The sequence below is a fragment of the Aeromonas salmonicida subsp. salmonicida genome, from assembly GCF_001643305.1.
GTDB lineage: Bacteria > Pseudomonadota > Gammaproteobacteria > Enterobacterales > Aeromonadaceae > Aeromonas > Aeromonas salmonicida.
In genome coordinates this window covers 66,428-92,266 of record NZ_LSGW01000059.1, presented here as the reverse complement: position 1 = coordinate 92,266, position 25,839 = coordinate 66,428, and the positions used below count along the sequence as shown (strand labels likewise).

The following is a 25,839-nucleotide window of genomic DNA, read 5'->3' as shown; positions in this document are numbered from 1 at the left end:
TTTGAAAGTGCTCGTAAATGGTGTTTGTAATCAAATAATTATATAAAGATTCAACACAAAAAACGGTGCCTGCAGGCACCGTTCAGAGGATTACATTGATTGTGCTGGCATCAGTTCGCCAGCAGCGCGCGTACCTTGTCCAGATCTGCCTGGGTATCCACCCCGACCGGTGGCGCTTGCAGCGCCTGGGCCACGTGGATCTTCTCCCCGTACCAGAGCACCCGCAGTTGCTCCAGGGCTTCGACCTGTTCCAGCACGCTCGGCGCCCAGTCCACGTAACGCTGGATGAAACCGGCGCGATAGGCGTAGATGCCGATATGGCGCTGGTAGTGATCGCCAATCTGCTCGTGGCTCCCAGCAGCGCGATCACTGGCAGCAAAGCGATCCCTGTCCCAGGGAATGCAAGCACGACTGAAGTAGAGGGCGTAGCCCTCCTTGTCCGTCACGACCTTGACCGCATTGGGATTGAACGCCTCTTCAGCGTCCTGAATGGGTACGGACAGCGTCGCCATGGGCGCGCTCGCCGCAGCCAGGTTGTCGGCCACCTGACGAATGATGGCGGGGGGAATGAGCGGCTCATCTCCCTGCACGTTGACCACGATAGTGTCGGCAGAGAAGCCGTAGTGACGGCACACTTCCGCCAGTCGCTCGGTGCCGGACTGGTGATCCTGCGATGTCATGCACACCTCGACACCGGCTTGTTCGGCAAAAGACGCCAGGGCGCTGTGCACCCGCTCGTCATCGGTGGCGACGATCACCCGATCCGCGCCGGATTGCAGGGCTTTTTCCACCACGTGCTGCACCATGGGCTTGCCATGGATATCTGCCAGCGGCTTGCCCGGCAAACGGGTCGAGGCGTAGCGGGCAGGAATGACCACCACGAAACTCATGACGGCATCTCATCGCTATTGAGCTGGCGAGCACGGTTTTCCAGCAGCACAGGGATCCCCTCTTCCAGCGGATAGGCCAGCTTGTCGAAGCGGCAGACCAGCTCGTGCACGGCCTTGTTGTAATGCAGCTTCCCCTTGCAAACAGGGCAAGCAATGATGTCGAGCAATTTAATGTCCAATGCCAAAATAAACTCCTTCAACGATGTCGAGCGGGCAAGACAACCAGGCCCTTATGATGTCGAACTATTCAATATTCGATTCCGGGCCGAAATACCCCCCTTCAACCATGTCGAGCGGGTGATACAACCAGGCCCCTATGATGTCGCGTCACAATCCGGAGCCTGAACGCGGCACTGTCAGCGATGGCAGTTTTTGCAGCAAGGTATCGAGCAAGGAGGCCGGCAACTCGGCACTGACCGGCAGATACCACCAGCTATCCAGCGCAAACGTCCGGCACTTGACCGCGTCTTTTTCTGTCATCAGCAACGGACGCTGCCCGAAGCGGGCGACCAGCTCATCGCGGTCAAACGCATGATGATCCCCATAACCAACCTGCTGGTGCAACTCATACCCCAGCCCGGCCAAGGTAGCAAAAAAGCGGGGAGGATGACCTATGCCGGCCAGGGCATCCACCGCACGGGGCAAGGGCTCGGTGGCCTGGGCATCATCCCGCACCCGGCGCGGCACATCGGCCACCAGGCGCATGGCATACTCTCCTTTGGCAGGCTCACCGCCATTGCAGATGATGGCATCGACCCGCTTCAGCCGGGTTACCGGTTCGCGCAATGGCCCCATGGGCAGCAGGCAGGCATTGCCAAAGCGGCGTACCCCATCCACCACCACCAGCTCGATATCGCGGGCCAGCCCATAGTGCTGCAGGCCGTCGTCGGTGATGATGATATCCACCTCACCGCTTTGCTCCAGCAGCCGCACCGCATCGGCTCGCTTGGGGGCGACCACCACGGGGCAGCCACTGCGCCGGGCGATCAGCACTGGCTCATCCCCCGCCTGCGCGGTCGTGCTGGCGGCATCGAGCCGATAGGGGTAATGGGGCGCCTTGCCACCATAACCACGGCTCACCACTCCGGGCCTGAATCCGCGAGCTTGCAACTGCTCCACCAGCCAGATCACCACAGGGGTCTTGCCGTTGCCGCCCACCGAGATATTGCCCACCACCACCACAGGGACAGTGGCACGATAGGCTTTGCACCAACCACGCCGATAGGCGAAGCGGCGCGCGCCGCTAAGAATGGCAAACAACAGGGCAAAAGGGGCCAGCAACCAGCGCCAGCCGCTCTTGCCGTACCAGAGTTGCTGCAGCATTAGCCCTTGTTACCCACGGAAGTGTTACCGAACTGGATGGCGCGCAGCTGGGCATAGGTACCCTGGTTGGCCATCAGGGCCTCATGATTGCCGCGCTCGACGATATGACCCTCGTCGATCACCAGGATCTCGTCCGCCTTCTCTATGGTGGAGAGACGGTGGGCGATCACCAGGGAGGTGCGCGCCTTGCACAGCTCGTCGATGGCAGCCTGGATGTGACGCTCTGACTCGGTATCGAGTGCCGAGGTCGCCTCATCCAGCAGCAAGACGGGAGCATCGCGCAGCAGGGCGCGGGCGATGGCAATACGCTGACGCTGACCACCGGACAGCGAAGCCCCGTTCTCGCCGACCACGGTATCGTAACCCTGGGTCATCTTGCTGACGAACTCGTCAGCATGGGCGATGCGTGCCGCCTGCTGGATCTCTTCCCGGCTGTAACGCTCTTCCGCCGCATAGGCGATGTTGCTGGCGACAGTGTCGTTGAACAGGTGCACATGCTGGGAAACCAGGGCGTACTGCTTGCGCAGCTCGCTCAGGCGGTACTCGCGAATGTTGACGCCGTCCAGCAGGATCTCGCCCTGCTCCACGTCGTAAAAACGAGTCAGCAGGCTGGCGATGGTGCTCTTGCCGGAGCCGGAGCGTCCCACCAGGGCCACGGATTTACCCGCTTCCACCTTGAAGCTGACGTTGTGCAGCGCGGGGGTGTCCTTGGTCGGGTAGGTAAAGGTGACATTGCGAAACTCGATCTCGCCACGGGCACGATCCAGGGTACGGGTACCTGTATCCTCTTCAGGGGTGGAGTCGAGCAGACCAAACAGGCTCTGACAGGCGGTGATGCCGCGCTGGAACTGGTTGTTCACGTCGGTCAGGCTTTTGAGCGGCTTGAGCAGCATCATCATGGAGGTGACCATGACGGTGAAAGTACCGGCTGTCAGGGTCGCCTTGACGCTGTCGATGGTCGCCACGTAGAGGAAGACGGCCAGCGCAACGGAGGCCACCATCTGGACAATGGGGCTACCGATGGCATCGGCAGCCACCATCTTCATGGTCTGCTGACGCATGTGGTTGCTGACGCGGAAGAAACGTTTCTCTTCGACCTGCTGACCGCCAAACATCAGCACCTCTTTATGACCCTTGAGCATCTGCTCGGTCGAGGTGGTGATGTCACCCACCGCCTGCTGTATGTGGCAACTGATCTTGCGAAAACGTCGGCTGATGAGGCCAATGAGGATCCCGACGACCGGGCCTACCACCAGGAAGATCACCGACAACTGCCAGGAGTGCCAGAACATCAGACCGAGCAGACCAATCACGGTCGCCCCTTCCCGCACCAGCGAGACCAAGGTGGAGCTGGCAGCAGATGAGACCTGACCTGCGTCATAGGTCACCTTGGCCAGCAGGTTGCCGGTGTTCTGGCGGTCGAAGAAACTCATGGGCATGGCCATCAGATGACTGAACACCTGCTGTTGCAGCCGCATCACCACATGGTTGCCGACCCAGGCCATGCAATAGTTGGAGAGGAAAGTGGCACAGCCACGCAGGGCAACGATGCCAAGCACGAAGAAAGGCATCCACTTCAGCACACTGTTGTCATTGCCATTGAGGCCCTGATCGATCAGCGGCTTGATGGAGTAGACGAAGGTGGTATCCACGGCGGCATAGCCCAGCATCCCTATGATGCCGCCGACCAGACCCAACTTGCGATCCCGGACATAACCGAGCAGACGCTTGAAGACAGGCCAGCTGTCTTGTGAGGTTTCTTGTTGCATGAATAGCCGTTAATAAGGGAAATGACGGGGTATTCTAGCCAAAGCTTGGGCATCCACCAAGCGCCGCCATCTCGATACCCGCAACCCAAGGGGGAAATGACGAATTAATGCTCAAGCCAAAGCTTGGGCATCCACCAGGCGCCGCCATCTAGATACCCGCAACCCAAGGGGGAAATGACTGATTAATGCTCAAGCCAAAGCTTGGGCATCCACCAGGCGCCGCCATCTAGATACCTACACCCCAAGGGGGAAATGACGGATTAATGTCCAGGCCAAAGCTTGGGCATCCACCAGGCGCCGCCATCTAGATACCTACACCCCAAGGGGGAAATGACTGATTAATGCCCAAGCCAATGCTTGGGCATCCACCAGCTGCCACCTCGCCGATACCAGGGCCCCAAGTCGCGCTCGGCGCGGATATTGAGCCCGCCAGACGCGGGTTCAATCAGGATAGCGCCATCCTGTCCGGTCACCCATTGGCGAGCCTCTCCATACCTGGCAACCACTTCGGGGCGAGGAAAACCCCATTGATTGAGATACCCTGCGCTGTGTACCACATAGCCCGCCCCCACTGCCTCGATAAAGGGCACAGTGGATGAGGTGCGACTGCCGTGATGAGGACTCACCAGCAGGGTACTGGCCAGCCCTTCTCCCTCCAGCAACACCAGGCGCTGCTCTGCACGCTGCTCTATATCGCCACTGAGCAGCACGCTGTGTTGGCCATCGCTGATGCGCACCACGCAACTGTCGTTATTACGGCCATGCCCCGGACGTTCTGGCCACAGCACCGCAAACGTCAGCCCTTGCCAGCGCCACTGCTGGCCACGGTGACACAGCCCCGTCATCTCGCCAAAATCGAATGAAGAGAGTTCATGGCGCACCGGCCCAGCCTGCAAGATGGTGCGCCGGTTACCTGCATGGTCTCTGTCCTTGTGACTGATGATGAGGTGATCGAGCACCTGTACATCGAGCCGATTGAGCAAGGGCAAGATGACGGCATCTGCCATGTTGTAGCCACCGGGATAACGATCCCCCGTATCATAGAGAATGCCGCGATTCCCTTTGGTGATCAGCACCGACAACCCCTGTCCCACGTCCAGTACCCGCAATTGCCAGGCTGTCGCTGCGGGCCAGACGGCCAGCACAAGGGCGGCGACCACGGGCAACAACAGCGGGCGAGCACTTGGCAGGTGCCATGCGCACCAGAGCAGGATCAGCACGGCGCTGACCGGCATCGCCCAGCTCGGAACCGGCCACCAGAGTTGCAACTGACTCGACAACTGGATCAAGGCCCATAACACCCACTGTAAACCGGTATCCGCCAACCAGAACAAGCCGTGAGCAAGCCAGTGGGAGAGCGGCGCCAGCAAGACGCCGATCAGCGCAAGCGGTATGATCCCCACACAAAATAGCGGCAACGCCAGCAGGTTGATCAAGAGTGCCAAGGGTGCAATCCCCTCGAACAGCGCCAGTTGCAGCGGTAACAAGCCGAGCAGCAACAGGCCCTGCAGACGCACCAGGCTGGGCTTGCCCTCCAGATGACTCGCCACAAGCAGCAGAGCCACCGCCAAGAACGAAAGCCAGAAACCGGCCGAATACAGAGCAAAAGGATCCCACAGGCAAAGCACCACAAACGCCCACAGCCAGATGCGATAGCTGGGCCACTCCCGTTTGCACCAACGCAGCAGACTCCACACCAGCACCATGATGAGGGCCCGCTCTGTCGCCACTGCAAATCCGGCAAGCCAGCTGTAAATGGCGGCAAATAGCAGGGCGACCACAATCGCGGTCCTCAGCCCGAACAAGCGCCCCAGCCACCAGCCGATCACGGCAACCAATGCGATATGCTGGCCGGAGATGGCAATGATATGGGTGAGCCCACTGCCGCGAAACAACTCCCACTGCGCATCCGTGATGCCGCCCTGCTCACCAAAGGTGAGTGCTGATAGCAGGGGGGCCTGAACCAATCCCCGCCAACTGGCGGTGGCTTCTGCCAGCCAGCGATCACGCAAGCCCGGGGAAGCAACGTCTATCTCGATGACGCGGCGCAGGTTGCCGGTGGCGGTGATCCCCTTGCCGAGCAGCAGACGTCGCCCATCCATCCCCGCCTCGTTGGCAAGACCATGGGCCGGTTTCAACGATGTCACCAGGGTCACTGAGCTGCCCGCCGGCATGGCTGGCAGCTGTTGATAGGCGTTGACCCGGATCAGGGGCTCAGGCGTCACCCCTCGCTCATCGAGGGCGGTCACCCGCAGCAACAGCCGGACAAATTTATCACCCTGAGGCTCTGCACTTTGCAGCCGTGCGGTTATGATGTGGCTCCCCTGCGCTCCCAGTTGATCCAACCAAGCGAGTCGATATGACAGATTGGCCTGCATCCAGAGGATGCCAAGCAGGAGAAACAGCAGCCGCCAGGCACGATAATATGCAAGGGGAACCAGCAGGCAGAGCATGACGCCCCCCCATGCGATGGAAGGCAACCATGGCCAGAGTAACGAGGAGCTTGCCCCAAGGGCAAACGACAACAAGCGCAGATCCATGGTGCAAGTATTTAGCAAGGTTTCAATATGCCCAAACGAATCATCAAACGCTGGATGCCGGATCAGAAGACGCTCAAAGAAAACAAGCGCTTGCAGCTGTTTGGTAACCTGTTGCTCGACAACAACCTCTGGCACCTCAATCGCCGTTCTGCCGCAGGCGCCTTCGGGGTCGGCCTCTTTATGGCCTGGATCCCCGTGCCCTGCCAGATGTTGCTGGCAGCTGGCGGCGCCATCGCCTGCCGGGTCAATCTGCCGCTGGCCGTCGCCCTGGTCTGGCTGACCAATCCCATTACCATGCCCCCCCTGTTTTATGCCGCCTACCGGGTTGGCTGCCTGCTGCTCGGCCACCCCACCCAGCATGTCGACATCGAGTTTACCTGGCACTGGCTGAGCTCTGTGTTTGAAACCGTGGCACCGCCCCTGCTGCTGGGGTCACTGGCGCTGGCGATGCTGAGTTCTGTGTTCGGCTATGTCACGATCCGCCTGGTGTGGCGTTTGAGCATCATTCGTCAATGGCGCCGCCGCAAGGCCCGAGCATGAAGCTGCCCCGTCTCAAGCTGGACCCAGATACCCTGCGCCAGCAGAAGTGGTTTGCGCTGTTTGGCGATCGCCTGCTGGCACCAGCCTTGTGGCAAGGAGGCAGTCGCGCCCTGAGCGGCGCCGTGGCGGCCGGTATCTTCGCCTGCTGGATCCCGGTCCCCATGCATTCGCTGATCGCCGTCGCTCTGGCGCTGGCGTTCAGTCTGAATCTGCCACTCGCCCTGCTGGCGGTCTGGTTCAACAACCCGGTGACGCTCCCCTTCATGTATCTCTATGCCTACCGCACCGGTTGTCTGGTGTTGCACAAGACGCCGGAACCGTTCCATCTCACCTGGTCCCTGCACTGGCTTGAGCACGAAGCGGCAACTCTGGTGCCCCCTTTCCTGCTCGGCAGCCTCTTGCTGGCGGTACTGACGGCTATTCTGGGGGCTGTGCTGACGCTACTGTTGTTGCAACTGGGCAAGCTGATCCGTCCCCGCTGACCCGGCAACCCCTTGTCAAGACAGAGCTTGTCCTGACAAGGGGGCTATCCCCTTGCTTCCCCTTATCCCATGCCTGCCCCCGCTTGCCATCATTTGGCTCTGCCGCCACACTCCTTGTAGCTAGTCGCCGCACACCACCTGCCAGGACAAGGAGTCCACCATGGCCGCACCATTGACACTGGCCTATGCCAATGGCCAACCGCTCTCCCTGCTACCGGCCATGGCCAATCGCCATGGTCTCATCACAGGTGCCACCGGCACGGGTAAAACCGTCACCTTGCAGGTACTGGCGGAGGGATTCTCCCACCTGGGGGTGCCGGTCTTTCTGGCAGATGTGAAGGGGGATCTCAGCGGTCTGGGCGCCGCCGGTGCCAGGTCTAGCAAGCTGGATGCCCGACTTGCCCAGTTCGGCATCCCAGCCCCCGCCTTTGCCGCCAGCCCGACCCTCTTTTGGGATCTGTTCACCGAGCAGGGGCACCCGGTGCGCGCCACCGTCTCCGACATGGGTCCCTTGCTGCTGGCACGGTTGCTCGGCCTCAACGACACCCAGAGCGGGGTGCTGGAGCTGGTATTCAAGGTAGCGGACGACGAGGGTTTGCTGCTGCTCGATCTGAAAGACCTGCGCGCCATGGTGCAATTTGCCGGGGAGAACGCCAAATCCCTGACCACTCGCTACGGCAATGTGTCGACCGCCTCCATAGGCGCCATCTTGCGTAACCTGCTCACCCTGGAGAGCGCGGGGGGTGATCACTTCTTCGGCGAGCCCATGCTGGACATTCAGGACTTGCTGCAAACCGACGAGGTCGGCCACGGCCATATCAATGTGCTGGCGGCCAGCAAACTGACCCAGTCCAGCCGCCTCTATGCCTGCTTCCTGCTCTGGCTGCTGTCCGAGCTGTTCGAGCAATTGCCCGAAGTGGGCGATCCGGACAAACCCGTGCTGGTGTTCTTCTTCGACGAAGCCCATCTGCTGTTCAACGATGCCCCCAAGGCGCTGCTGGAAAAAATAGAACTGGTGGTGCGCCTTATCCGCTCGAAAGGAGTGGGCGTCTATTTCGTGACCCAGAGCCCGGCCGATATTCCCGACAGCGTGCTGGGGCAATTGGGTAATCGGGTGCAGCATGCCCTGCGCGCCTTTACTCCGAGTGACCAGAAAGCGGTGCGGATCGCCGCCAACACCTTGCGCGCCAATCCGGCCTTCGACGCAGCTGGCGCCATCACAGAACTGGGGGTGGGCGAAGCCCTGGTCTCCCTGCTTGATGAGAAGGGTCGTCCGAGCGTGGTGGAACGCGCCTTTATCGCCCCGCCAGCCAGCCGCATCGGGCCACTGAGCGAGGCAGAGCGACTTGCCCTGATCCGGGGATCCCTGCTCTATGGCAGATATGCCACTCGCGAGGATCGCGAGTCAGCCTTCGAGCGGCTCAATGACGGCAAGAGGGAAAATGCTGGCTCGCTGACTGACCCGACAGAGACGCCGCCAGCGGCGGGAGGTCTGCTCGATACCCTCAACGGCATTCTGTTTGGCCGCACAGGCCCGCGCGGAGGCCAGCATGACGGTGTGGTGCAGACCGCAGCCAGGAGCGTGGCCCGCACCATAGGCAACGAAGTGGGGCGCCAGCTGGTACGCGGGGTACTCGGCTCTCTGCTGGGGGGCAACAAGCGACGTCGCTGAGGTGCAAACAGCAGGAACGAAAAAGCCCGCCAGAGATCCTGGCGGGCTTTTTACTGAGCGAGTACATCACCGAACAACGAGGGCTCGCTTACAGCACCTTGGCGATGGCCTCGCACAGGGGATCTATGTTGGCACGGGTGATCCCGGCCACGCTGATCCGGCCTGAACCTACGATGTAGATGGCAAACTCGCTCTTGAGCTGTTCAACCTGATCTTTGGAGAGACTGGAGAAGGAGAACATGCCGTTCTGCTCGCGGATAAATCTGAAGTCCTGGCTCACGCCGAGGGCCGCCAACTTCTCTACCAGCAACTCACGCATCTCGCGAATGCGCAGCCGCATGGCCGCCACCTCTTCTACCCACTCGGCATAGAGTGCCGGATCGCTCACCACGGCAGTGACCACAGCGGCACCGTGTGACGGCGGGTTGGAGTAGTTGGCACGGATAACGGTCTTGACCTGGGTAAAGGCCACATCGGCAATCTCTTTGCTCGCGCTGACCAGAGTGAAGGCGCCGACCCGCTCATTGTAGAGGCCGAAGTTTTTGGAGAAAGAGCTCGCCACCAGCAACTCGTCATGGCATTCGGAAAAGATGCGCAGACCTTCGGCATCTTCTTCAATACCACGGGCAAAGCCCTGATAGGCGAAGTCAAACAGCGGCAACCAGCCGGCAGCAGCACTCTGCTTGGCCAGGGCGCGCCACTGATCGCTCGTGGGGTCGATACCGGTCGGGTTGTGGCAGCAGCCGTGCAGCAGCACCAGTTCACCTGGCTGAACCTCGGCCAGCGAGGCCTGCATGGCGGCAAAGTCGAGCCCCTTGGTGGCGGCGTCGTAGTACTTGTACCACTTGACGGTCAGGCCGGCGGCCTGGAACACGCTGACATGGTTGGCCCAGGTAGGATCGGAGATCCAGATGGTCTTGGCCAGACCGTTGCGCACCACGAACTCGGCGGCGATGCGCAGGGCACCAGTACCGCCCGGCGCCTGGGCTGTCTTGGCGCGACCGCTGGCGACCAATGCGGAACTCTGCCCGAACAGCAGTTGCTGCACTATGCGGCCATATTCGATATTGCCTTCAATACCGAGGTAATTCTTGGTCTTCTCGTCGGTAAGCAGCTTCTGTTCTGCTTTCTTGACACAGTGAAGGATTGGGGTAGCTCCGGTCTCATCCTTGTAGATCCCGACCCCCAGATTGATCTTGTGGCTGCGAGAGTCAGCGCGGAAGGCTTCGGTCAGGCCCAGGATCGGATCCGCTGGGGCGGCAACAACCTTTTCAAACATGGTATTCCCTGTATTCCGCTGAGTTCGTTGGTGGCAAAGCGTGTTGGCAAACCGTCTGTCGCACGCAAAAACGTGGCAGACAAAAGCGCCCGTTTGACGAGCGCTTCGTCAACTCTTTATATCACTGCGCTCAATGGGGGAAAACCGCTTTCTCAACGGCATCTGCGGCAATATCAACCGATGGCATGCCATGCTGGCGCCAAGGCGCACACCTCGGCAGACAAGCCACCATTGGACTCAACCAAACCGCTACAAACTGCTAACAAAGGCTTGGGGATACGGCTCGGTTCCCAGGGGCGGGAATCGGTCAGCGGCTGGGCATAGGCTGCCATGATGGGGGGCAAGCCGGTTGGCAACCACCAGCTGGCAGGACGACCGAGCCGCTGGGCCAGTGCCAATACCCGATCCATTCCGGCAGGATCGAGGGAGGTGAGGTGGCTCCACTGTACCTTGGGCGGCAACGCCGCCACCATCTGCTGCAAGGCGAGCTGGGCAGTGGCGGGCGCCCAAACCAACAGGGTTCCTGCACAAAGGCTTAGCTCAGCAAAGGCACCGACACTGTCGGTGGTGATCACCCGCTCAATCTCCCCCTCCCCCCACAGTATCTTGCCAAGGCCAGCCAGTGTGCGCTCCGGCACAGCCACTTCCCCCAGCGCCTGCAACCAGGGCGCTGCGTCGAGCAGGGTGCCGCCGCTGAAAAACAGGCTGAAAGGCACAGGCGCCCGCAGCCGCAACAGCTGATCGGCACAGAGCCGAATTCCCTTGTCCTCGAAATCGATCTGCTCGACCGGACTGAAGGTAGCCTCAGGTTTACGATAGAGTGCTGCCAGTACCCGATCGTTGACCCGCTCCCCCAGTTGCCAGCCATGGGCCTGCAGCCACTCTTCAGGTTCAGGGGGCGCGGTGGCAATCTCGGCCAGCATCAGCTCGCGAGTCAGGTAACGCCGTCCGGCCGGGGTCAGCTCATAACTGTGATTGCCAAGGGCAAGCAGCAACTGGTTGTCCTTGAGCAAGCCCACCAACGGCAGGTACTGACGAGCCCGGACCACCACAGGAGAGTGGTCCAGTAACTGGCGAGCCAGTTGCCGCCATTGCGGGTGACTGAAGTCAATCAAGCGTTGCCCTTCCCTGTCTGTCGAGCATCCTTCAACGAGTGGAATAATCTAGCGATTCAGTGGCAGAGAGCCAAGAGCAAAAAAGAGACAACGTGAACTGGCGCAGGCGGAAAGGGGAAAAGGGGGAAGAATAAACGAAGTAGGCAGAAAACAAGTCAGGATCAGATAAAGCAAAACGGCCAAGCAAGCTTGGCCGTTTATCAACTCAATCTACGCCAAGGCTAGATTAGAAGTTGTATTGCATGGCGACAGTCCAGTCGTCATCCTTGCCGCTAACACCGTTAATTTTGTATTCGGTGTAGGCTTTCAGCTTGGAGGTGAAGGAGTATTGCACGCCCAGCAAAGTGGCATCCATCAGGTCTTCGTAGGAAGAACCGCTCAGGTTGGAGTTCTCTTTGCCTTCTTTGAAGTTGTAGCCAGCCAGGAAGGTCCATGCATCAACGTTATAGGTAGCGGCCAGTTCATAACCACGCCCCTTGTCTTTGCGACCAGAGGTATCATTCTTCACATCAGCTTGGGTGTAAACACCAGCGAAGTTGAAGCCGTTGATAGCATAGTGTGCGCCCAGTGCCCACTCGGATTTCTCACCGGTAGCGTCTGTGCTCTTGGCTTCCAGATCAGAGTAAGCATAACCGGCATTGAAGCCCAGACCGAAGTCAAAGTCATAACCAGCAGCGGCAGCGTAACCATACTTACGCTTCACGTCCGGGAAAACGGTAGTCTTGATGCCACCGGCCACGTCAGTGATTTTCTCAACGGTGTCATCATTGGTTTGATAGGAAACTTTGCCCTTGAAACCACCGACTGCGTTGGAGTAGATTACTTGCCCTTCTTGACGACTGTCGTAGAAGTTACCTTCACTTCCCCACTCGTTGAAGATATCGGTCGGTTCCAGCACGTCGTAGAGGGCAGTATCGGTTTGACCAAAGATGATCTTGCCGTACTGAGAGCCGTCAAAGCCTGCATAGATGTGACGAGCTTGGAATTTATTGCTGTCAGAGTTTTCGGCAGCGACTTGCCACTCGGTCCTGGCGATACCGGACCAAGTGTTGTTCAGTGCAACCTTGCCGGACCAACCCAGACGGCTCTGCCCTTTCAGCTCACCATCAACATCTTTGTAACCAGAAGCAGCTGTAGAGTCAGCTTCGTTGGTGTCACCGTAGTAGTTAGCCTGAACGCGGCCGTATACGTCAAAGGTGGTACCGTCTTTGTCATAGATCACTGCGGCGTTAGCGGCGGATGCAAACAGAGCCGGGATAGCAATAGCCAGAATTGTCTTTTTCATAGTTTCCAATGCCTACTGTAATTAAACACTAAGTTGTTGTTATTCCCTGTGTTAGCGATGTTCTTTGCATCACTATGCAGCCGAGACTAGCACCGGATTTTTTGAACCGCAATGAAAAAACTTGGAACTTTTTACCAAACTCATAGTCTTAGCGAAAAAAGTGTGATCTGAATCTCATATTATTTGCATGCCAAGGGAAAACGTTTACAGCGATAATCGCTGGCTTTATCAGGCCACTTTGGTGATTTATCGCACAATAGCGACGGCACGCCTTATAAATAGAAGAAGAGGTCAAATTTGTGCGCTGAGCCATGCCTCGACCCGGGTTGGCAGTTACAGGTATCCTGTCTCCCTTCACTCCCCGAAACGGTCTTTTCTTTCATGCTCTCTACCCGCCTCAAAGCCGCCATTCGCAATACCTACCGTCAAATTGCCGATGGTTTACCCGGTTTTGTACCGCGCAAGGAGCAGAATTTTCTGGTTGCGGAGATCGCCAAGACCCTGACCGGGGAATATGACAAGCAGCGCCGTATTCTGGTGGCCGAAGCGGGCACTGGTATCGGTAAATCCCTCTCCTATGCACAGGGCGCCATTCCGGTGGCACGGCTGACCCAGAAGAAGCTGGTGATCTCCACCGCCACTGTCGCCCTGCAAGAGCAGTTGATCCACAAGGACCTGCCCTTTTACCACCGCCACAGCGAACTGCCATTTCGCTTTATGCTGGTCAAGGGCCGTCAGCGTTACTGCTGCGAGCATCTGCTGGAGCAAGCTGCCAGCGGCACCGAAATTGCCAACTTCGAATTCAACTTCGACACACTCAGCAAACACAAGCCATCCGACTCTGACAAGGAGCGCTATCAGGCGCTGTGGCAAGCCTATACAGACGGAAAATGGGACGGCGATCGGGACAACTGGCCAACGACCATTCCCGATCTCTGCTGGAATCGCGTCGCTGCCGACCGGCATACCTGCAACAAGGCGCTGAGCCATCATCAGCACTGCCCCTTCCATCGCGCCCGCAACGACATGGATGCCGCCGATGTGCTGGTGGTGAACCATGCCCTGCTGCTCTCGGATCTCACCATGGGTGGCGGCATCATTTTGCCGCCACCCGATGAGTGCCTCTATGTACTGGATGAAGCCCACCACCTGCCCACCATAGCCCGGGATCACGGCGCCGCCTCGGCGAGCGTCAAGGGTTCCCGCCGCTGGCTGGAAAAGTTGACGCAAAGCGCAGGCAAACTGGCCAGAACGCTGAACAAGGACAGCCTGCTCGATCCCCAGTTGAAGCTGCAGGATGCACTGGCCTCACTGCAACCGGATCTCAAGGCACTGGATCAGTGGCTGGGTGCCAACGACAAGCTGTTCAATGGCGAGGCACATTATCGATTCGCCGAAGGCGTATTGCCCGATCCCCTGCCCATGTTGGCGGAAAATCTGAAAGAGGCGAGCAAGAAGGCGCTGCGGGCACTGGACAGGATGCAGGGTGCCATTGGCGAAGCCTTGAAGGATGGCGAGATCCGGCGCAAGGAGGCAGAGCCCCTGCTGGCGGAGAGCGGCTTCTACCTGCAACGGCTGGAGAGTTTCTGCGCCCTGTGGGAGATGCTGGGGCGCCATGTGCCTGAGGGCAAGACACCCCTCGCTCGCTGGATGGCCAAGAGCGATGATGGCGACATCTGGTTGCACGCCTCCCCCATAGAGGTGGGTTATCTGCTGGAGGAGTGGCTCTGGTCCAAGTGCCTCGGTGCCGTGCTGGTGTCAGCCACCCTCACAGCCCTCTCCTCTTTCAGCTATTTTCGCCAGCAGGTGGGACTGAAAGAGCATGACGGCACCCGTTATCTGCGCCTGCGCTCCCCGTTTGACTACCAAAAAGCCGAGCTCTATCTGCCCAGGATGGAACATGAGCCCAGCTCCCCCGCCTTTACCGAGGAGCTCATCAGCGTGCTGCCCCGCATACTGGCAGGCAAGGAGGCAAGCCTGGTGCTCTTTTCCTCCTATCGGCAGATGAACGAAGTAGTGGCAGGGCTGAGGGCCAAGGGACTCTCCTTGCTGGTACAGGGTGAGGCATCCCGCAATGCCCTGCTCACCCTGCACAAACAAAAATGCGATGGCGGTCAGCCCAGCATTCTATTTGGCACCGGCAGCTTCTCGGAAGGGCTGGACTTGCCCGGCCACTACCTCACCAACCTGGTGATCACCAAACTGCCGTTTGCGGTGCCCAACTCGCCAGTGGAAGAGGCCACCGCCGAGTGGGTAGAGAAACGGGGTGGCAACCCCTTCCTGCAACTGACGGTGCCGGAAGCCTCTCGCAAGCTGATCCAGGCCTGCGGCCGCCTCATTCGCAAAGAGGCGGATCGGGGCCGGGTCACCATCCTCGACCGCCGTCTACTGACCAAGCGCTATGGCAAGGGACTGCTCGATGCATTGCCCCCCTTCACTCGCCGGATTGAATAGGGCCAGCTCTGAACTGGCCAGCATGGCCCACTGGCATGACCACTGTTTCATAGCAAAGTGAGCAGCCAGGTAAATATGTGGCACCATAAACGCCTATTGCCGCCCTTGGGCAAACCTGTAAAAATGAGCCCCTGTTTTTCAGTGGGCAATCGCCTGACTGTTCAAGGAGATGAAATGAAACTGACTGTTCTGGTGCCGGCTCTGGCTGGTCTTTTGTGGGCAGGTAGTGCCCTGGCCGATGCCCAATTGGAAGTCACCAATCCTTATGTTGCCCAGTTGATCGATGGCCAACCCATCAATCCCAAGCTGCTCGACAAGAGCAACACCTACCCCATCAAGGCGGGTGATCATCAACTGGTCGTCGCCTTCGAAGGCAACTACTCCAGCCGTAGCGACATCAAACTGGTGACCACCGAGCCGCTGGTGATCAATTTCACCGCAGCCGACAACCAGAAACTGGTACTGGACTTCAAGAAGCCGCGCAACGAAAGTGAAGCCAAGCAGTTTGTGAAGGATCAAAAAGTCGTTCTGAAAGACAAGAACAGCGGCCAAATCGTTGCCAGCGAGCAGTTCGTGATGCCAAAGGTCGAAGGCTTCCAGCTGACCCGTGACTATCAGCAAGAGCTGCTGGGCATGGGCAAGGCCTTCAACCAGCCGACCACAGTCGCCGTCTCCACCGCCGCCGTCATGGCCGCCGCCAGCGCGCCGGTACAACTTGCCCCGAGCAAGGCTCAGAGCAATCCGGAAGCCCTGACCCAGCTGCAGAGCTGGTACAACAAGGCCGACGCAGAAACCCGCAAAGCCTTCCAGATCTGGGTTATCCAGCAGCAGTAATGCCGTATCGTGCAAAAAGGGGAGCCTGGCTCCCCTTTTTCATACCCTATCCGGTCTGACACCCATGTCACTGTGCATCTTCCATCACCCTTATTACTCCTCTCTGGCGCTGCCCGAACGCCATCGCTTTCCCCTGGCAAAATACCAGGCCCTGTTTCAGACGCTCAGCACCCGGGGCTATCCGCTCCAGGAGACACAAGCCGCAACCCGAGCGCAGATCGACCGGGTTCACGACAGTGACTATGTGAGTGCCGCACTTGCAGGCCAGCTTGACGATAACGCCATCCGCCAGCTCGGTTTTCCCTGGTCGCCACGGCTCATCGAGCGCACCCTGCTCTCGGTCGGGGCTACCCTGGCCGCCAGCCGCCACGCTCTCGAACAGGGCTGCGGACTGCAGATATCCGGCGGCTATCACCACGCCCACCGGGCTCACGGCAGCGGTTTTTGTCTGTTCAACGATCTGGTGATTGCTGCGCAAACCTGCCTGGACGAGGGGCGCTGCGATCAGGTGCTGATCGTGGACCTCGATGTCCATCAGGGGGATGGCAGCGCCGCCCTTTGTGCCGGGCGGCGTTACATCATCACGCTGTCGCTGCACGGGGAGCACAACTTTCCCCGCCACAAGCCGGCCTCCCATCTGGACTTTGCCCTGCCAAGCGGCATGCAGGACGATGCCTATCTCGACACCCTGGCGCAGGCACTCACTCTGGCGCTGCGCCTGTACAATCCCGACCTCGTTCTCTATCAGGCCGGGGTCGATGTGCACCATGCCGACGAGCTCGGCTATCTGGCCTTGAGTGATGAAGGCATTCGCCAGCGCGATGCCATGGTATTTGACTGTGCAATCAAGCATGGGCTGCCTGTCGCCGCTGTACCCGGTGGTGGTTACCGTCGGGAATGGCAACAGCTGATCCCGCTGCACATGACGCTGTTTGAGGAGGCGCGCAAGCGCTTTGGCCAAACCAGCATGCCTGCCCTGTACCAGGATTCATAAAAAGAAGAGGCGACCCCTTGGGTCGCCTCTTCTTTATTATCTTGTCTCTTTACCTCGACCACACAGGCGTCAAACAGTCCGCTCATGCTTCGCGAACCTGCCTTGGCGGGATAACGTTGAACCTACTTTTGACGCTTCCTGGCGTACTTGCGACGGGCGCGCGCCTGACGCTCATCTTCCCGCTCGGCCTTCTCTTTGGCTTTTTGCTCGGCTTCATCTGCGGCTTCGACAATCTCGACGCTCACCATCTCCGGCGTCTCCAGCGAGATGCGGCCCAGCAGGCCTGAGCGGAACTCGTTAATCAGGATCTCGGACGCCTTGTGCAGATCGGCCAGACCCCCTTTGCGCACGAAGGCGCGCTGGCGGGCGATCATCTCCAGCAGCTCGATCTCGGTCTCGGGCAGTTCAGCTATCTGGTAACGTGCCTTGATCCGCTCCGGATAGGCCTTGATAAAGTAGTCAGCGGCGAACATGGCGATATCGGCATAGTCGAACACCGTATCCTTGATGGCCGCGGTGATGGCCAAACGATAACCGCAGGAGGGCGGGTTGAGCTTGGGCCAGAGGAAACCGGGGGTATCTGTCAGGACGACGTTGTTGTCGAGCTTGATCCGCTGCTGGGACTTGGTCACCCCTGCCTCGTTGCCCGTCCGGGCTATGATGCGACCCGCCAGGGTATTGATCAGGGTGGATTTGCCCACGTTGGGGATCCCCATGATCATGGCCCGCACGCCGCGCAACTCCAGGTTGCGCTCCGGCAGCATCTCGTGGCACAGGGTCAGCAGCTGCTTGATCTTCTCGGGCTCCTGCTGGGTCAGCGGCAGGGCCTTTATCCCTTTCTCCTTTTCCATGTGGGCCACCCACAGCGCCGTGATCTCGGGGTCGGCGAGATCCGCCTTGTTCAGCACCTTGATAACAGGGGTATCGCCACGCAACTCGGGCACCAGCGGGTTTTCGCTGGAGAAGGGGATGCGGGCATCGAGCATCTCTATGATGACATCGACCTGTGGCATGACCTCGGCAATCTCTTTGCGGGCCTTGTGCATGTGGCCGGGGAACCAGTTGATGGACATATCCGTTACTCTCTAAATAGGGGCTGCGGGCGCTGGCTTGCTATGGAACGAGCGGCGGGCGATGGCAGACGTCAGGCGTCGCAAGGGGGCGCATTTTACCTGCTGGCGCCCCGATTTGACAGGTCATTCTAGCCATAGGCCATAAAACTACCAAGCCGCCCTGAAGGGAGAAGGATGGCGGCCCGACACCAATCCTCCTCAGCAATTGACACATAACACACTGATATAATGTAACATTTATTTCATCTTTTCATACAACCGTCACCGATAATCAGTAAAAGTGTCATCTCCTGCCTCTAGGCTGCGCTCAGGTTTTACAAGGAGCGAACCCCAATGAGAAAAATGGCAGGACTTGCATTGATGATCGGCGCCGCCCTGGCTGCCGGCTGCAACTCCAACAACGACAGCACCACACCCGACCCCAGCGCCAGGAACGTCATCTTCTTTCTCGGTGACGGCATGGGCCTCAATACCCTGACGGCTGCCCGCATCTACGGTGTCGGCGAAGAGGGCAGTCTCACCATCGATACCCTGCCAGAGACGGCCTTTATCAAGACCTTCTCCCACGATGCCCAGGTCACAGATTCCGCTCCTTCCATGGCGGCCTACATGACAGGGGTCAAGAGCAACAACGGCGTCATCAGCATGGACGGCGATGCCACCTATGAAAACGACTGCAGCAAGAGTGCAGGCAAGCCGGTCACCACACTGCTGGAGCTGGCCAAGGCCGACGGCCGGGGTACCGGTGTCGTCACCAGCACCCGGGTCACTCACGCCACACCGGCTGCCACCTATGCCCATATCTGCAACCGGGATCTGGAAAATGACATCGCCGTCCAGCTGGTACCGGGCGGCGCCGGTTACAACGGCGCCCTGAAAGAGGGGCTGGATGTGGTGCTCGGCGGTGGCAGCGGCTTCTTCCTGCCAAAAGCCGACAAGGGCAAGCGGGAGGATGGCCGCAATCTCATCAGCGAGATGCAGGCCAAGGGCTACCAGTTTGCCAGCAACCTGAGCGAGCTGAACAAGGCCGAGGCTGGCAAGCCGCTGCTGGGACTGTTCGGTTCGAGCCACATGAAATATGAACTGGACCGCCCGGCCGATGAGCCTTCACTGGCCCAGATGACGCTGGCCGCCATCAAGCAGCTCAAGGACAAGGAGAAGGGTTACTTCCTGATGGTGGAAGGGGGCCGCATCGATCACGCCCTGCACGACACCAACGCCAAGCGTGCCTTGCAAGATACCCTCGCCTTCGACAACGCCATCAAGGCCGCCATCGATGAGGTGAAAAAAACCGACCCCGAGCTGAAGAACACCCTGATAGTGGTCACCGCCGACCATGACCATACGCTCGTGCTCAACGGCTATGCCAAGCGCACCGGCAAGACCACCACAGGCAACCCGGGTGTGCTCGGGCTGGTGAAGAACTACCAAACCGGTGAACCAAGCAAGGATGCCGATGGCATGCCTTACACCATCATCGGCTTTGGCAACGGCTACAACCGGGTGGATGGCCCGCGCAGCAGCGTGGCACCGCTGGACGATGCCACCGTCTCCGCCAACGACTATCACCAGGAGGTCGTGGTCAAGGTCGGCGACATTGGCAACGAAACCCACGGCGGTACCGACGTCTTCCTCGGCGCCATCGGCCAGGGAGCGGACAGCTTCCACGGCTCTCTCGATAACACAGCCGTTTTTGGCAAGGTCAAGGCTGCAGCCAAGCTGTAAGGAGCACTTTCATGAGCAAACAGATGAATACATCCATCAAGCACACGCTGGTCTGCGCGGCCCTGTTCAGTGCGCTGGGCGCAACCACCCAGGCCCAGGCCGGTGACGCCAAAAACGTCATTCTCTTTATCGGTGATGGCATGGGCCCCACTGTGCTCACCGCCACTCGTCTGTTCAAGGTGGGCGAAGAGGGCAACCTGGAGATGATGAAGCTGCCACGCAGCGCCCGCATCAAGACCTTCTCCAACGATGCCCAGACCACGGATTCGGCCCCCTCCATGGCGGCCTATACCACGGGCGTCAAGATGAACAACGAGGTGATCGCCATGAGCAGCGACACCCAGGCCGTGGCGCCCGGCAAGGATGCCAACGGCAACAAGGGCATCAACAACTGCACCGCCGACAACGGCAAGCCGGCGCCCACCATACTGGAGCTGGCAAAGGCGGCCGGCAAGTCGGTTGGCGCCGTCACCACCACCGAGCTGACCCATGCCACCCCGGCGGCCACCTATTCCCACATCTGCCACAGAGATGCGGCCTATGCCATCGCCGAACAGGCGGTGCCGGGCGGAGCCGGTTTCAACACCGCCCTCGGGGATGGGGTCGATGTGCTGATGGGGGGCGGTGCCAATCACTGGACCCCTTACAGCGCCAGCAATAAAGGTGGCCGCGCCGATGGTCGGGATCTCACCGCCGAGCTGACCGCTCAGGGATACAACTATGTCACCACCCAAAGCGAGCTGGCCAAGGTCAGCAGCGGCAAGGTGCTGGGTCTGTTCAGCACCAAATCCCACCTCGACTACGAGCTGGACCGCGTCGCCAAGGGGGATGCCAATACCCAGCCGTCCCTGGCCGAAATGACCGCCAAGGCGATCGATCTCTTGAGCCAGAACAGTCAGGGTTACTTCCTGATGGTAGAAGGGGGCCGTATCGATCACGCCCTGCATGGCACCAACGCCAAGCGTGCCCTCACCGATGCGGTGGCACTGGATGAAGCGCTCAAGATGGCGCTGGGCAAGGTGGATCTGAAAGATACGCTGGTCGTAGTGACTGCCGACCATGATCACACCATGACCATCAACGGCTACTCCGCCAAGGGCAACCCTGTGCTGGATCTGGTCAAGAACGGTGATGGCTCGACCCAGAACGACGTGGATGGCAAACCCTTCACGACCCTGGTGTTTGGCAACGGCCCCAACCGCCCCGATGTGCGCCCGACCCTCACCAGCGACGAGGTGATGGATAACGACTACCTGCAGGAGACAGGCGTCAAGCTGGGCTCCGAGACCCACGGTGGCGGTGACGTCATGCTGTTCGCCGATGGTGCCGGCAGCAATCGCTTCAAGGGCACCCTGGACAATACCAAGGTGTTCGGCAAACTGCGGGAGGCGCTCGGCCTGTAAGCAGCGGGGGCCCAGGTTCACCCTGAGCCCGGGCCCCGGCTCTTTCGAGCGACAGATGATGATGCGATGCTTGCTTCCTTTATTGCTGCTCGGCAGCACCTTCTCTTTTCATGTCCATGCCGATGACACGCCCCCGGATCTCGCCGCCCGGATCAGCTATCAGGACAGGGTCACCAGCAGCGATGGCATAGCCCGGGAGAACCATTGGCAGGAAAAATGGATACGGGTCGACAACCAGGTGTGGAGCCAGCGATTGATCCCCCTGCCCCTGGCCCGTGCCTATCACGCCACCCACGATGCTACCCCTGGCCACAAACACTTCACCCACCAGATGGCGGCCCGCTGGGTAACCCGCGACACGCGCGGTGAGCTGCAGCTGCGCTACGCCGACGCCTGGCACAACCAGTTGGTGGAGGTGCCGGTGGAAGAGTATGGTCAGGTGGCCTTCAAACCGGATTGGGCGCGGATCCGCTACCTCATCAACCCGGCCCTGTTGCAAGAGATGACCCCGCTCGATGAGGCGGCTCCCGAGCAGGCACGCTGGTATGAAAAACGCGAGGGTAAACAGCGCACCCGCATCCTCTGGTCTAGCCGATGGCAGATACCCCTGGTGGTGGAATCCGCCAGCCTGGACGGTTATCGCAACTACCGGATGGAGGTCACCCTCAAATCCTTGCCAAAGCAGTTGCCCTGGCTGCAACTGGACGGTTATCAGACACTGGATCTGCGGGACTTCTTCGACTGATCCTGTCCCCTGAATGGGGTGAGCTGACTTGCGGTAACGGGATGTTACACTCTGTGTACTCATCCCGGATCCGGCCTCTTATGCGCATTCCCGTTTTGCTCCTGCTGCTCTGCACCGCCCTCTTCGCTGGCGCTCAGGCCCACGCCGTCGTAGTCCTTGCAGCCGAGATCCCCCCTTATGTCATTCGCTCCAACCAGGGAGCCCCGAGCGGCATGGCCATAGAGGTACTGGAAGAAGCAGCCCGCCGCCTCAAGGAACCCTTGACCGTAGAGCTGATGCCGCTGGCCCGCGCCCTGAGTCAGACCCGCCATCGCCAGGATGTGTTGCTGCTGCCACCGGCCAGAACCCCCCAGCGTGAACCCCTGTTTCTCTGGATTGCCCCCCTGCTGGACGAAGCCTTCGTACTGGTGGGCCATCGTCAATTCCACCCGGCGCCACTCACTGTCAAGACATTGCCCGGCCTGACCATAGGGGTGATGCGTGGCTCACACGGTCAGAACCTGCTCCAGCCGCTTGGTCGGGTGAAGCAGGCCCCGGTCACCGACGAGGTCAGCAATGCCAACAAGCTGGCCCGAAACCGCATTCAGGGCTGGGCCGTTGCCTGGAATACGGCCCGTTACAACCAGCAGCAGGCGGGCTTGCCACTGACGGATCTGGTGCGTGGCGATACCCTGCAAGAGAGCACCCTCTATCTTGCCGCCAGCCCCCGTTTCCCCCCTGCCGACGCGCTGCGTTGGCGCACAACCATTCTGGCCATGCACGACGATGGCAGCCTGGCCCGCATCCTCAAGCAGTACGATTATCAGGCCCCCTGACAACCCTATCAGGATAATTGCCAAAGCAGTCCAGAATGGTTATGGTATCCCCATGAAAGCGTTCAAGATTTTTCCAAGCCAGCTCACACCCCGTTGAGCCCCCGCCCTCGCCCCTGACAGCGAGTCGTTCGGGGGCATCGCCTTCCCGATCTGTTTTTTCGTATCCAATACTCTTTTTGCGACCAGCTTGCCTGCCATCCTGGTCATATAACCCATTGATAAGGAATATCTTATGCAAAAACCTAATCTTGTGATTTCCAGCCTGGACCTGGATCGTATCGAACAGTTGCTCGGCAACCACCCCCAACACCTGGCACTGCAAGAGGAGCTGGATCGCGCCGAGATGCGCGAACCGGCCGACATGCCGCCGGACGTGGTCACCATGAACAGCACTGTGCGCTTCAAGATGCAAAACAGCGAAAACGAATTTTGCCTGACCCTGGTCTATCCAAAGGATGTACAGGGGGATGAGTCCAGGATCTCCGTGCTGGCACCGGTCGGCAGCGCCCTGCTGGGGCTGAAGGTGGGCGACAGCATCGCCTGGCCGGGCCCCGCCGGTCGCACCATCCAGGTCGAGATCCTGGAAGTTGTCTATCAGCCGGAACGGGCGGGCGAGCTGCACCGCTAGCCGCCACGGGCAGGCGCCGACCCGACCGCCTTCGGCGGCGCTTGCTCTTGTCTGCTCCCGGTCACCCCTTGACTCTGAGCTATCCCCTCCCCTGATCCCGATCAAGCTTTAGGGCGGGATCCGCCCCTATCTTGACCACAATTTGTGCTTCCCCTTGAGCCCGGGCAAAGCGGCAGGTATCTTGTTGGCCGCGCCAGCACCCTGGCCGCAGATTTCAGGCTGACATCATGATAAAGATTGCCCTCATCGACGATCACCAGATCGTCCGCTCCGGCTTTGCCCAACTGCTCAATCTCGAGCCAGACCTCAAGGTTGTGGCCGAATTCGGCTGCGCCGCCGACGCCCTGGCCGGTTTGCCGGGCAGCGGCGTGCAGCTGTGCGTGTGCGACATCTCAATGCCGGATCAATCCGGACTGGACCTGCTCAAGCTACTGCCTTCCGGCCTTGCCGTGGTGATGTTGTCGGTGCACGACAGCCCGGCGCTGATCGAGCAGGCGTTGCAGGCTGGCGCCAAGGGCTTTCTCTCCAAGCGTTGCAGCCCGGACGAGCTGATCGCCGCTGTGCGCACCGCCGCCCACGGTGGCTGCTACCTGACCCCGGACATAGCCCACAAGCTGGCCTGCAACAGTCAGGATCCCCTCACCAACCGGGAGCGGGAAGTGGCGCAGCTGCTGGCGCGGGGGCTGGAAGTGAAGGCCATCGCCGAGCAGTTGGGACTCTCCCCCAAGACGGTCCACGTGCACCGCGCCAACCTGATGGACAAACTGAAAGTCAGCAACAACGTGGAGCTGGCCCACCGCATGCTGGACAGCTGGTGATCTCCCGGTTTGCCAGCTATGTCGCCATCTCGCTGGCGGCCTGCTTCATCTTTGCCGCGGGCTGGTTTTGCCTGTGGAGCATCAGCCTGCATCTGGCGGGTTCCCCCATACTGGCTGTACTGCTGTTCCCGTTTGGTCTGCGCCTGGGCCTCTTGCTGCAAAGCCCGATCGCCTACTGGCCGCCGCTGCTGCTCAGTGAATCCCTGCTGCTCTACTGGCTCGACAGCGAAGTCGGCCTGCCATCCTGGCCACTTGTTCAGGCAGGCAGCCTGCTCACCCTGCTGCCACTGCTCATCGCCCGCCGCCAGCAGGTGCGCAATGACTGGCAACAACTGCTGGTATTACTCGCCACCGTGACGGTGGCGGCGCTGCTGCAATCCCTGCTCTGGCATCTGGCCGGGGAAGATGGCCTCACCGCCCTGCTGCTCACCCTGACCGGCGGTCTAACCCTCACCTCCACCTGCATGCTGATCTGGCACTACCTTACCCGCGCTACCTGGGTGCCGCTGGGACCCACTCTGGTGGATCAACCGGTGGACTGGCGTTTTCGCCATCTGGTCTGGTATCTGCTGCTGTTTGTATTGAGCCTCTGGTTGCAGCTCGGCCTGCCGGACTCGCTGGTGCGCTTCACCCCCTTCTGCCTCGCAATTCCCATTATGGCCATGGCCTGGCGCTACGGCTGGCAGGGGGCCCTGCTCGCCACCCTGATGAACACGGTCGCCCTGATGGCAGGGCAGGCCTGGCACGAACACCCGCTGGATCTGCTGCTCTCCTTGCTGGCCCAGAGCCTGACTGGCCTGCTGCTGGGGGCGGGCATTCAGCGCCAGCGTGAGCTCAATCAGGCACTGACCCGCCAGCTCGCCCATAACCGTCAACTCACAGAGCGGTTGCTGGAAACCGAGGAGAGCATCCGCAAGGAAGTGGCCCGCGAGCTGCACGATGACATAGGCCAGACCATCACCGCCATTCGCACCCAGGCCGGCATAGTACGGCGTCTCGCACCGGACAATGCCGGGGTCGGCCAGAGCAGCGCCCTCATAGAGACGCTCTCCCTGGGTATTTATGATGCGGTGCGCGGCCTGCTGAGAGAACTGGAGCTGGAACGCCACGGCATCGTCACCCGGCTCGAGTGGCAGCTGACGGACGAGGGGCTCTCCGACGCCCAGCGGGTCACCCTGTTCCGGGTCTGTCAGGAGGGGCTCAACAACGTAGTGAAGCATGCCAACGCCAGCTCGGTCACCATCCGCGCCCATCGCCAGGCCGAGCGTTTGCTGCTGTTGCTGGAAGACGACGGCTGCGGCTTGCCGGAGCACAGATCTCCCCAGGGTTATGGCCTGCTCGGTATTCGCGAGCGGGTACAGGCACTGGGTGGCAGCCTGCAGCTCTCCTGCATCCACGGCACCCAGCTGACCGTACACCTGCCCAATCGCAAACGGGAAGATCCCCGTGACTGAC

The 25,839-nt window shown here is 60.0% G+C and carries 22 protein-coding genes; 13 read left to right on the top strand and 9 right to left on the bottom strand.

Annotation, left to right across the window (positions count from 1 at the left end):
* Positions 1-110: 110 nt before the first annotated feature.
* The 5 genes from kdsB to AXW79_RS09695 form a co-directional block, all read right to left on the bottom strand.
* The gene (gene kdsB, locus AXW79_RS09715) at positions 111-890 is read right to left on the bottom strand and encodes a 3-deoxy-manno-octulosonate cytidylyltransferase (protein WP_005320083.1); all 780 of its coding nucleotides are present in this window, start codon (positions 888-890) and stop codon (positions 111-113) included.
* Positions 887-1,075 carry a Trm112 family protein gene (locus AXW79_RS09710; RefSeq protein ID WP_005320086.1) on the bottom strand — a complete coding sequence of 63 codons (189 nt, stop codon included), beginning with the start codon at positions 1,073-1,075 and terminating at the stop codon, positions 887-889. Before AXW79_RS09710 ends, kdsB begins: the two co-directional genes overlap by 4 nt.
* Positions 1,076-1,217: 142 nt before the next feature.
* Positions 1,218-2,213, bottom strand: a complete 996-nt coding sequence (lpxK, locus tag AXW79_RS09705) for a tetraacyldisaccharide 4'-kinase (protein WP_005320089.1) — start codon at positions 2,211-2,213, stop codon at positions 1,218-1,220.
* Positions 2,213-3,982 carry a lipid A ABC transporter ATP-binding protein/permease MsbA gene (msbA, locus tag AXW79_RS09700; RefSeq protein WP_005320091.1) on the bottom strand — a complete coding sequence of 590 codons (1,770 nt, stop codon included), beginning with the start codon at positions 3,980-3,982 and terminating at the stop codon, positions 2,213-2,215. Before msbA ends, lpxK begins: the two co-directional genes overlap by 1 nt.
* Before the next feature lie 338 nt (positions 3,983-4,320).
* Positions 4,321-6,522 carry a DNA internalization-related competence protein ComEC/Rec2 gene (locus AXW79_RS09695; protein ID WP_034282793.1) on the bottom strand — a complete coding sequence of 734 codons (2,202 nt, stop codon included), beginning with the start codon at positions 6,520-6,522 and terminating at the stop codon, positions 4,321-4,323.
* A 27-nt stretch (positions 6,523-6,549) separates the two neighbouring features.
* On the opposite strand from AXW79_RS09695, the gene AXW79_RS09690 reads away from it, so the two are divergent.
* The 3 genes from AXW79_RS09690 to AXW79_RS09680 all read left to right on the top strand — a co-directional run bounded on the left by AXW79_RS09690 (position 6,550) and on the right by AXW79_RS09680 (position 9,216).
* Positions 6,550-7,062, top strand: coding sequence for a DUF2062 domain-containing protein (locus AXW79_RS09690; RefSeq protein WP_005320098.1), 513 nt, complete (start codon positions 6,550-6,552; stop codon positions 7,060-7,062).
* Positions 7,059-7,544, top strand: a complete 486-nt coding sequence (locus AXW79_RS09685) for a DUF2062 domain-containing protein (RefSeq protein WP_011898563.1) — start codon at positions 7,059-7,061, stop codon at positions 7,542-7,544. The genes AXW79_RS09690 and AXW79_RS09685 overlap by 4 nt, the downstream gene beginning before the upstream one ends.
* Before the next feature lie 160 nt (positions 7,545-7,704).
* The gene (locus tag AXW79_RS09680) at positions 7,705-9,216 is read left to right on the top strand and encodes a helicase HerA-like domain-containing protein (protein WP_005320105.1); all 1,512 of its coding nucleotides are present in this window, start codon (positions 7,705-7,707) and stop codon (positions 9,214-9,216) included.
* A gap of 88 nt (positions 9,217-9,304) precedes the next feature.
* Here AXW79_RS09680 and AXW79_RS09675 read toward each other — a convergent pair whose 3' ends face one another.
* The 3 genes from AXW79_RS09675 to AXW79_RS09665 form a co-directional block, all read right to left on the bottom strand.
* Complete coding sequence (locus AXW79_RS09675) at positions 9,305-10,495, bottom strand: amino acid aminotransferase (protein WP_005320107.1); 1,191 nt, start codon at positions 10,493-10,495, stop codon at positions 9,305-9,307.
* A gap of 173 nt (positions 10,496-10,668) precedes the next feature.
* The gene (locus AXW79_RS09670; RefSeq protein ID WP_005320109.1) at positions 10,669-11,610 is read right to left on the bottom strand and encodes a hypothetical protein; all 942 of its coding nucleotides are present in this window, start codon (positions 11,608-11,610) and stop codon (positions 10,669-10,671) included.
* A gap of 226 nt (positions 11,611-11,836) precedes the next feature.
* Complete coding sequence (locus AXW79_RS09665; protein WP_005320112.1) at positions 11,837-12,895, bottom strand: porin; 1,059 nt, start codon at positions 12,893-12,895, stop codon at positions 11,837-11,839.
* Between the two features lie 381 nt (positions 12,896-13,276).
* Here AXW79_RS09665 and dinG point away from each other — a divergent pair, with 381 nt between their 5' ends.
* From dinG to AXW79_RS09650, 3 genes are all read left to right on the top strand, one after another.
* Complete coding sequence (dinG, locus tag AXW79_RS09660) at positions 13,277-15,349, top strand: ATP-dependent DNA helicase DinG (protein ID WP_005320114.1); 2,073 nt, start codon at positions 13,277-13,279, stop codon at positions 15,347-15,349.
* A gap of 174 nt (positions 15,350-15,523) precedes the next feature.
* Positions 15,524-16,183, top strand: coding sequence for a YccT family protein (locus tag AXW79_RS09655; RefSeq protein ID WP_005320116.1), 660 nt, complete (start codon positions 15,524-15,526; stop codon positions 16,181-16,183).
* Between the two features lie 64 nt (positions 16,184-16,247).
* Positions 16,248-17,177: a histone deacetylase family protein gene (locus AXW79_RS09650; protein WP_005320118.1), complete on the top strand. Its 930-nt coding sequence runs from the start codon at positions 16,248-16,250 to the stop codon at positions 17,175-17,177.
* A 122-nt stretch (positions 17,178-17,299) separates the two neighbouring features.
* Here AXW79_RS09650 and ylqF read toward each other — a convergent pair whose 3' ends face one another.
* Entirely contained in the window at positions 17,300-18,250 is a 951-nt protein-coding gene (gene ylqF, locus AXW79_RS09645; RefSeq protein ID WP_005320120.1) for a ribosome biogenesis GTPase YlqF, read from the bottom strand.
* 333 nt (positions 18,251-18,583) lie between these two features.
* Between ylqF and AXW79_RS09640 the strand changes: the two genes are divergently transcribed.
* The 7 genes from AXW79_RS09640 to uhpB all read left to right on the top strand — a co-directional run bounded on the left by AXW79_RS09640 (position 18,584) and on the right by uhpB (position 25,838).
* Positions 18,584-19,975 carry an alkaline phosphatase gene (locus AXW79_RS09640; RefSeq protein WP_011898561.1) on the top strand — a complete coding sequence of 464 codons (1,392 nt, stop codon included), beginning with the start codon at positions 18,584-18,586 and terminating at the stop codon, positions 19,973-19,975.
* An 11-nt stretch (positions 19,976-19,986) separates the two neighbouring features.
* Entirely contained in the window at positions 19,987-21,378 is a 1,392-nt protein-coding gene (locus tag AXW79_RS09635) for an alkaline phosphatase (RefSeq protein ID WP_005320124.1), read from the top strand.
* Between the two features lie 58 nt (positions 21,379-21,436).
* Positions 21,437-22,123 carry a hypothetical protein gene (locus AXW79_RS09630; RefSeq protein ID WP_034282822.1) on the top strand — a complete coding sequence of 229 codons (687 nt, stop codon included), beginning with the start codon at positions 21,437-21,439 and terminating at the stop codon, positions 22,121-22,123.
* 80 nt (positions 22,124-22,203) lie between these two features.
* Positions 22,204-22,938: a substrate-binding periplasmic protein gene (locus tag AXW79_RS09625; protein WP_005320127.1), complete on the top strand. Its 735-nt coding sequence runs from the start codon at positions 22,204-22,206 to the stop codon at positions 22,936-22,938.
* A 232-nt stretch (positions 22,939-23,170) separates the two neighbouring features.
* A complete protein-coding gene (gene rnk, locus AXW79_RS09620) occupies positions 23,171-23,566 on the top strand; it encodes a nucleoside diphosphate kinase regulator (RefSeq protein ID WP_005320129.1) in 396 nt (131 codons plus the stop codon).
* Positions 23,567-23,793: 227 nt separating this feature from the next.
* Positions 23,794-24,384: a transcriptional regulator UhpA gene (uhpA, locus tag AXW79_RS09615; protein WP_005320130.1), complete on the top strand. Its 591-nt coding sequence runs from the start codon at positions 23,794-23,796 to the stop codon at positions 24,382-24,384.
* Positions 24,381-25,838 (top strand): signal transduction histidine-protein kinase/phosphatase UhpB, encoded by a 1,458-nt coding sequence (gene uhpB / locus AXW79_RS09610; protein WP_005320131.1) that lies wholly within the window; start codon positions 24,381-24,383, stop codon positions 25,836-25,838. Before uhpA ends, uhpB begins: the two co-directional genes overlap by 4 nt.
* Position 25,839 lies beyond the last annotated feature (1 nt).

Bases quoted from the DNA above. Each gene is read 5' to 3' on its own strand.
- AXW79_RS09680 (WP_005320105.1), top strand. From the start codon at position 7,705: ATGGCCGCACCATTGACACTGGCCTATGCCAATGGCCAACCGCTCTCC.
- lpxK (WP_005320089.1), bottom strand. From the start codon at position 2,213: ATGCTGCAGCAACTCTGGTACGGCAAGAGCGGCTGGCGCTGGTTGCTG.
- AXW79_RS09655 (WP_005320116.1), top strand. From the start codon at position 15,524: ATGAAACTGACTGTTCTGGTGCCGGCTCTGGCTGGTCTTTTGTGGGCA.
- kdsB (WP_005320083.1), bottom strand. From the start codon at position 890: ATGAGTTTCGTGGTGGTCATTCCTGCCCGCTACGCCTCGACCCGTTTG.
- AXW79_RS09630 (WP_034282822.1), top strand. From the start codon at position 21,437: ATGATGCGATGCTTGCTTCCTTTATTGCTGCTCGGCAGCACCTTCTCT.
- AXW79_RS09685 (WP_011898563.1), top strand. From the start codon at position 7,059: ATGAAGCTGCCCCGTCTCAAGCTGGACCCAGATACCCTGCGCCAGCAG.
- msbA (WP_005320091.1), bottom strand. From the start codon at position 3,982: ATGCAACAAGAAACCTCACAAGACAGCTGGCCTGTCTTCAAGCGTCTG.
- AXW79_RS09675 (WP_005320107.1), bottom strand. From the start codon at position 10,495: ATGTTTGAAAAGGTTGTTGCCGCCCCAGCGGATCCGATCCTGGGCCTG.
- AXW79_RS09650 (WP_005320118.1), top strand. From the start codon at position 16,248: ATGTCACTGTGCATCTTCCATCACCCTTATTACTCCTCTCTGGCGCTG.
- AXW79_RS09640 (WP_011898561.1), top strand. From the start codon at position 18,584: ATGAGAAAAATGGCAGGACTTGCATTGATGATCGGCGCCGCCCTGGCT.
- uhpA (WP_005320130.1), top strand. From the start codon at position 23,794: ATGATAAAGATTGCCCTCATCGACGATCACCAGATCGTCCGCTCCGGC.
- AXW79_RS09690 (WP_005320098.1), top strand. From the start codon at position 6,550: ATGCCCAAACGAATCATCAAACGCTGGATGCCGGATCAGAAGACGCTC.
- ylqF (WP_005320120.1), bottom strand. From the start codon at position 18,250: ATGTCCATCAACTGGTTCCCCGGCCACATGCACAAGGCCCGCAAAGAG.
- AXW79_RS09665 (WP_005320112.1), bottom strand. From the start codon at position 12,895: ATGAAAAAGACAATTCTGGCTATTGCTATCCCGGCTCTGTTTGCATCC.
- dinG (WP_005320114.1), top strand. From the start codon at position 13,277: ATGCTCTCTACCCGCCTCAAAGCCGCCATTCGCAATACCTACCGTCAA.
- AXW79_RS09625 (WP_005320127.1), top strand. From the start codon at position 22,204: ATGCGCATTCCCGTTTTGCTCCTGCTGCTCTGCACCGCCCTCTTCGCT.
- rnk (WP_005320129.1), top strand. From the start codon at position 23,171: ATGCAAAAACCTAATCTTGTGATTTCCAGCCTGGACCTGGATCGTATC.
- AXW79_RS09695 (WP_034282793.1), bottom strand. From the start codon at position 6,522: ATGGATCTGCGCTTGTTGTCGTTTGCCCTTGGGGCAAGCTCCTCGTTA.
- AXW79_RS09635 (WP_005320124.1), top strand. From the start codon at position 19,987: ATGAGCAAACAGATGAATACATCCATCAAGCACACGCTGGTCTGCGCG.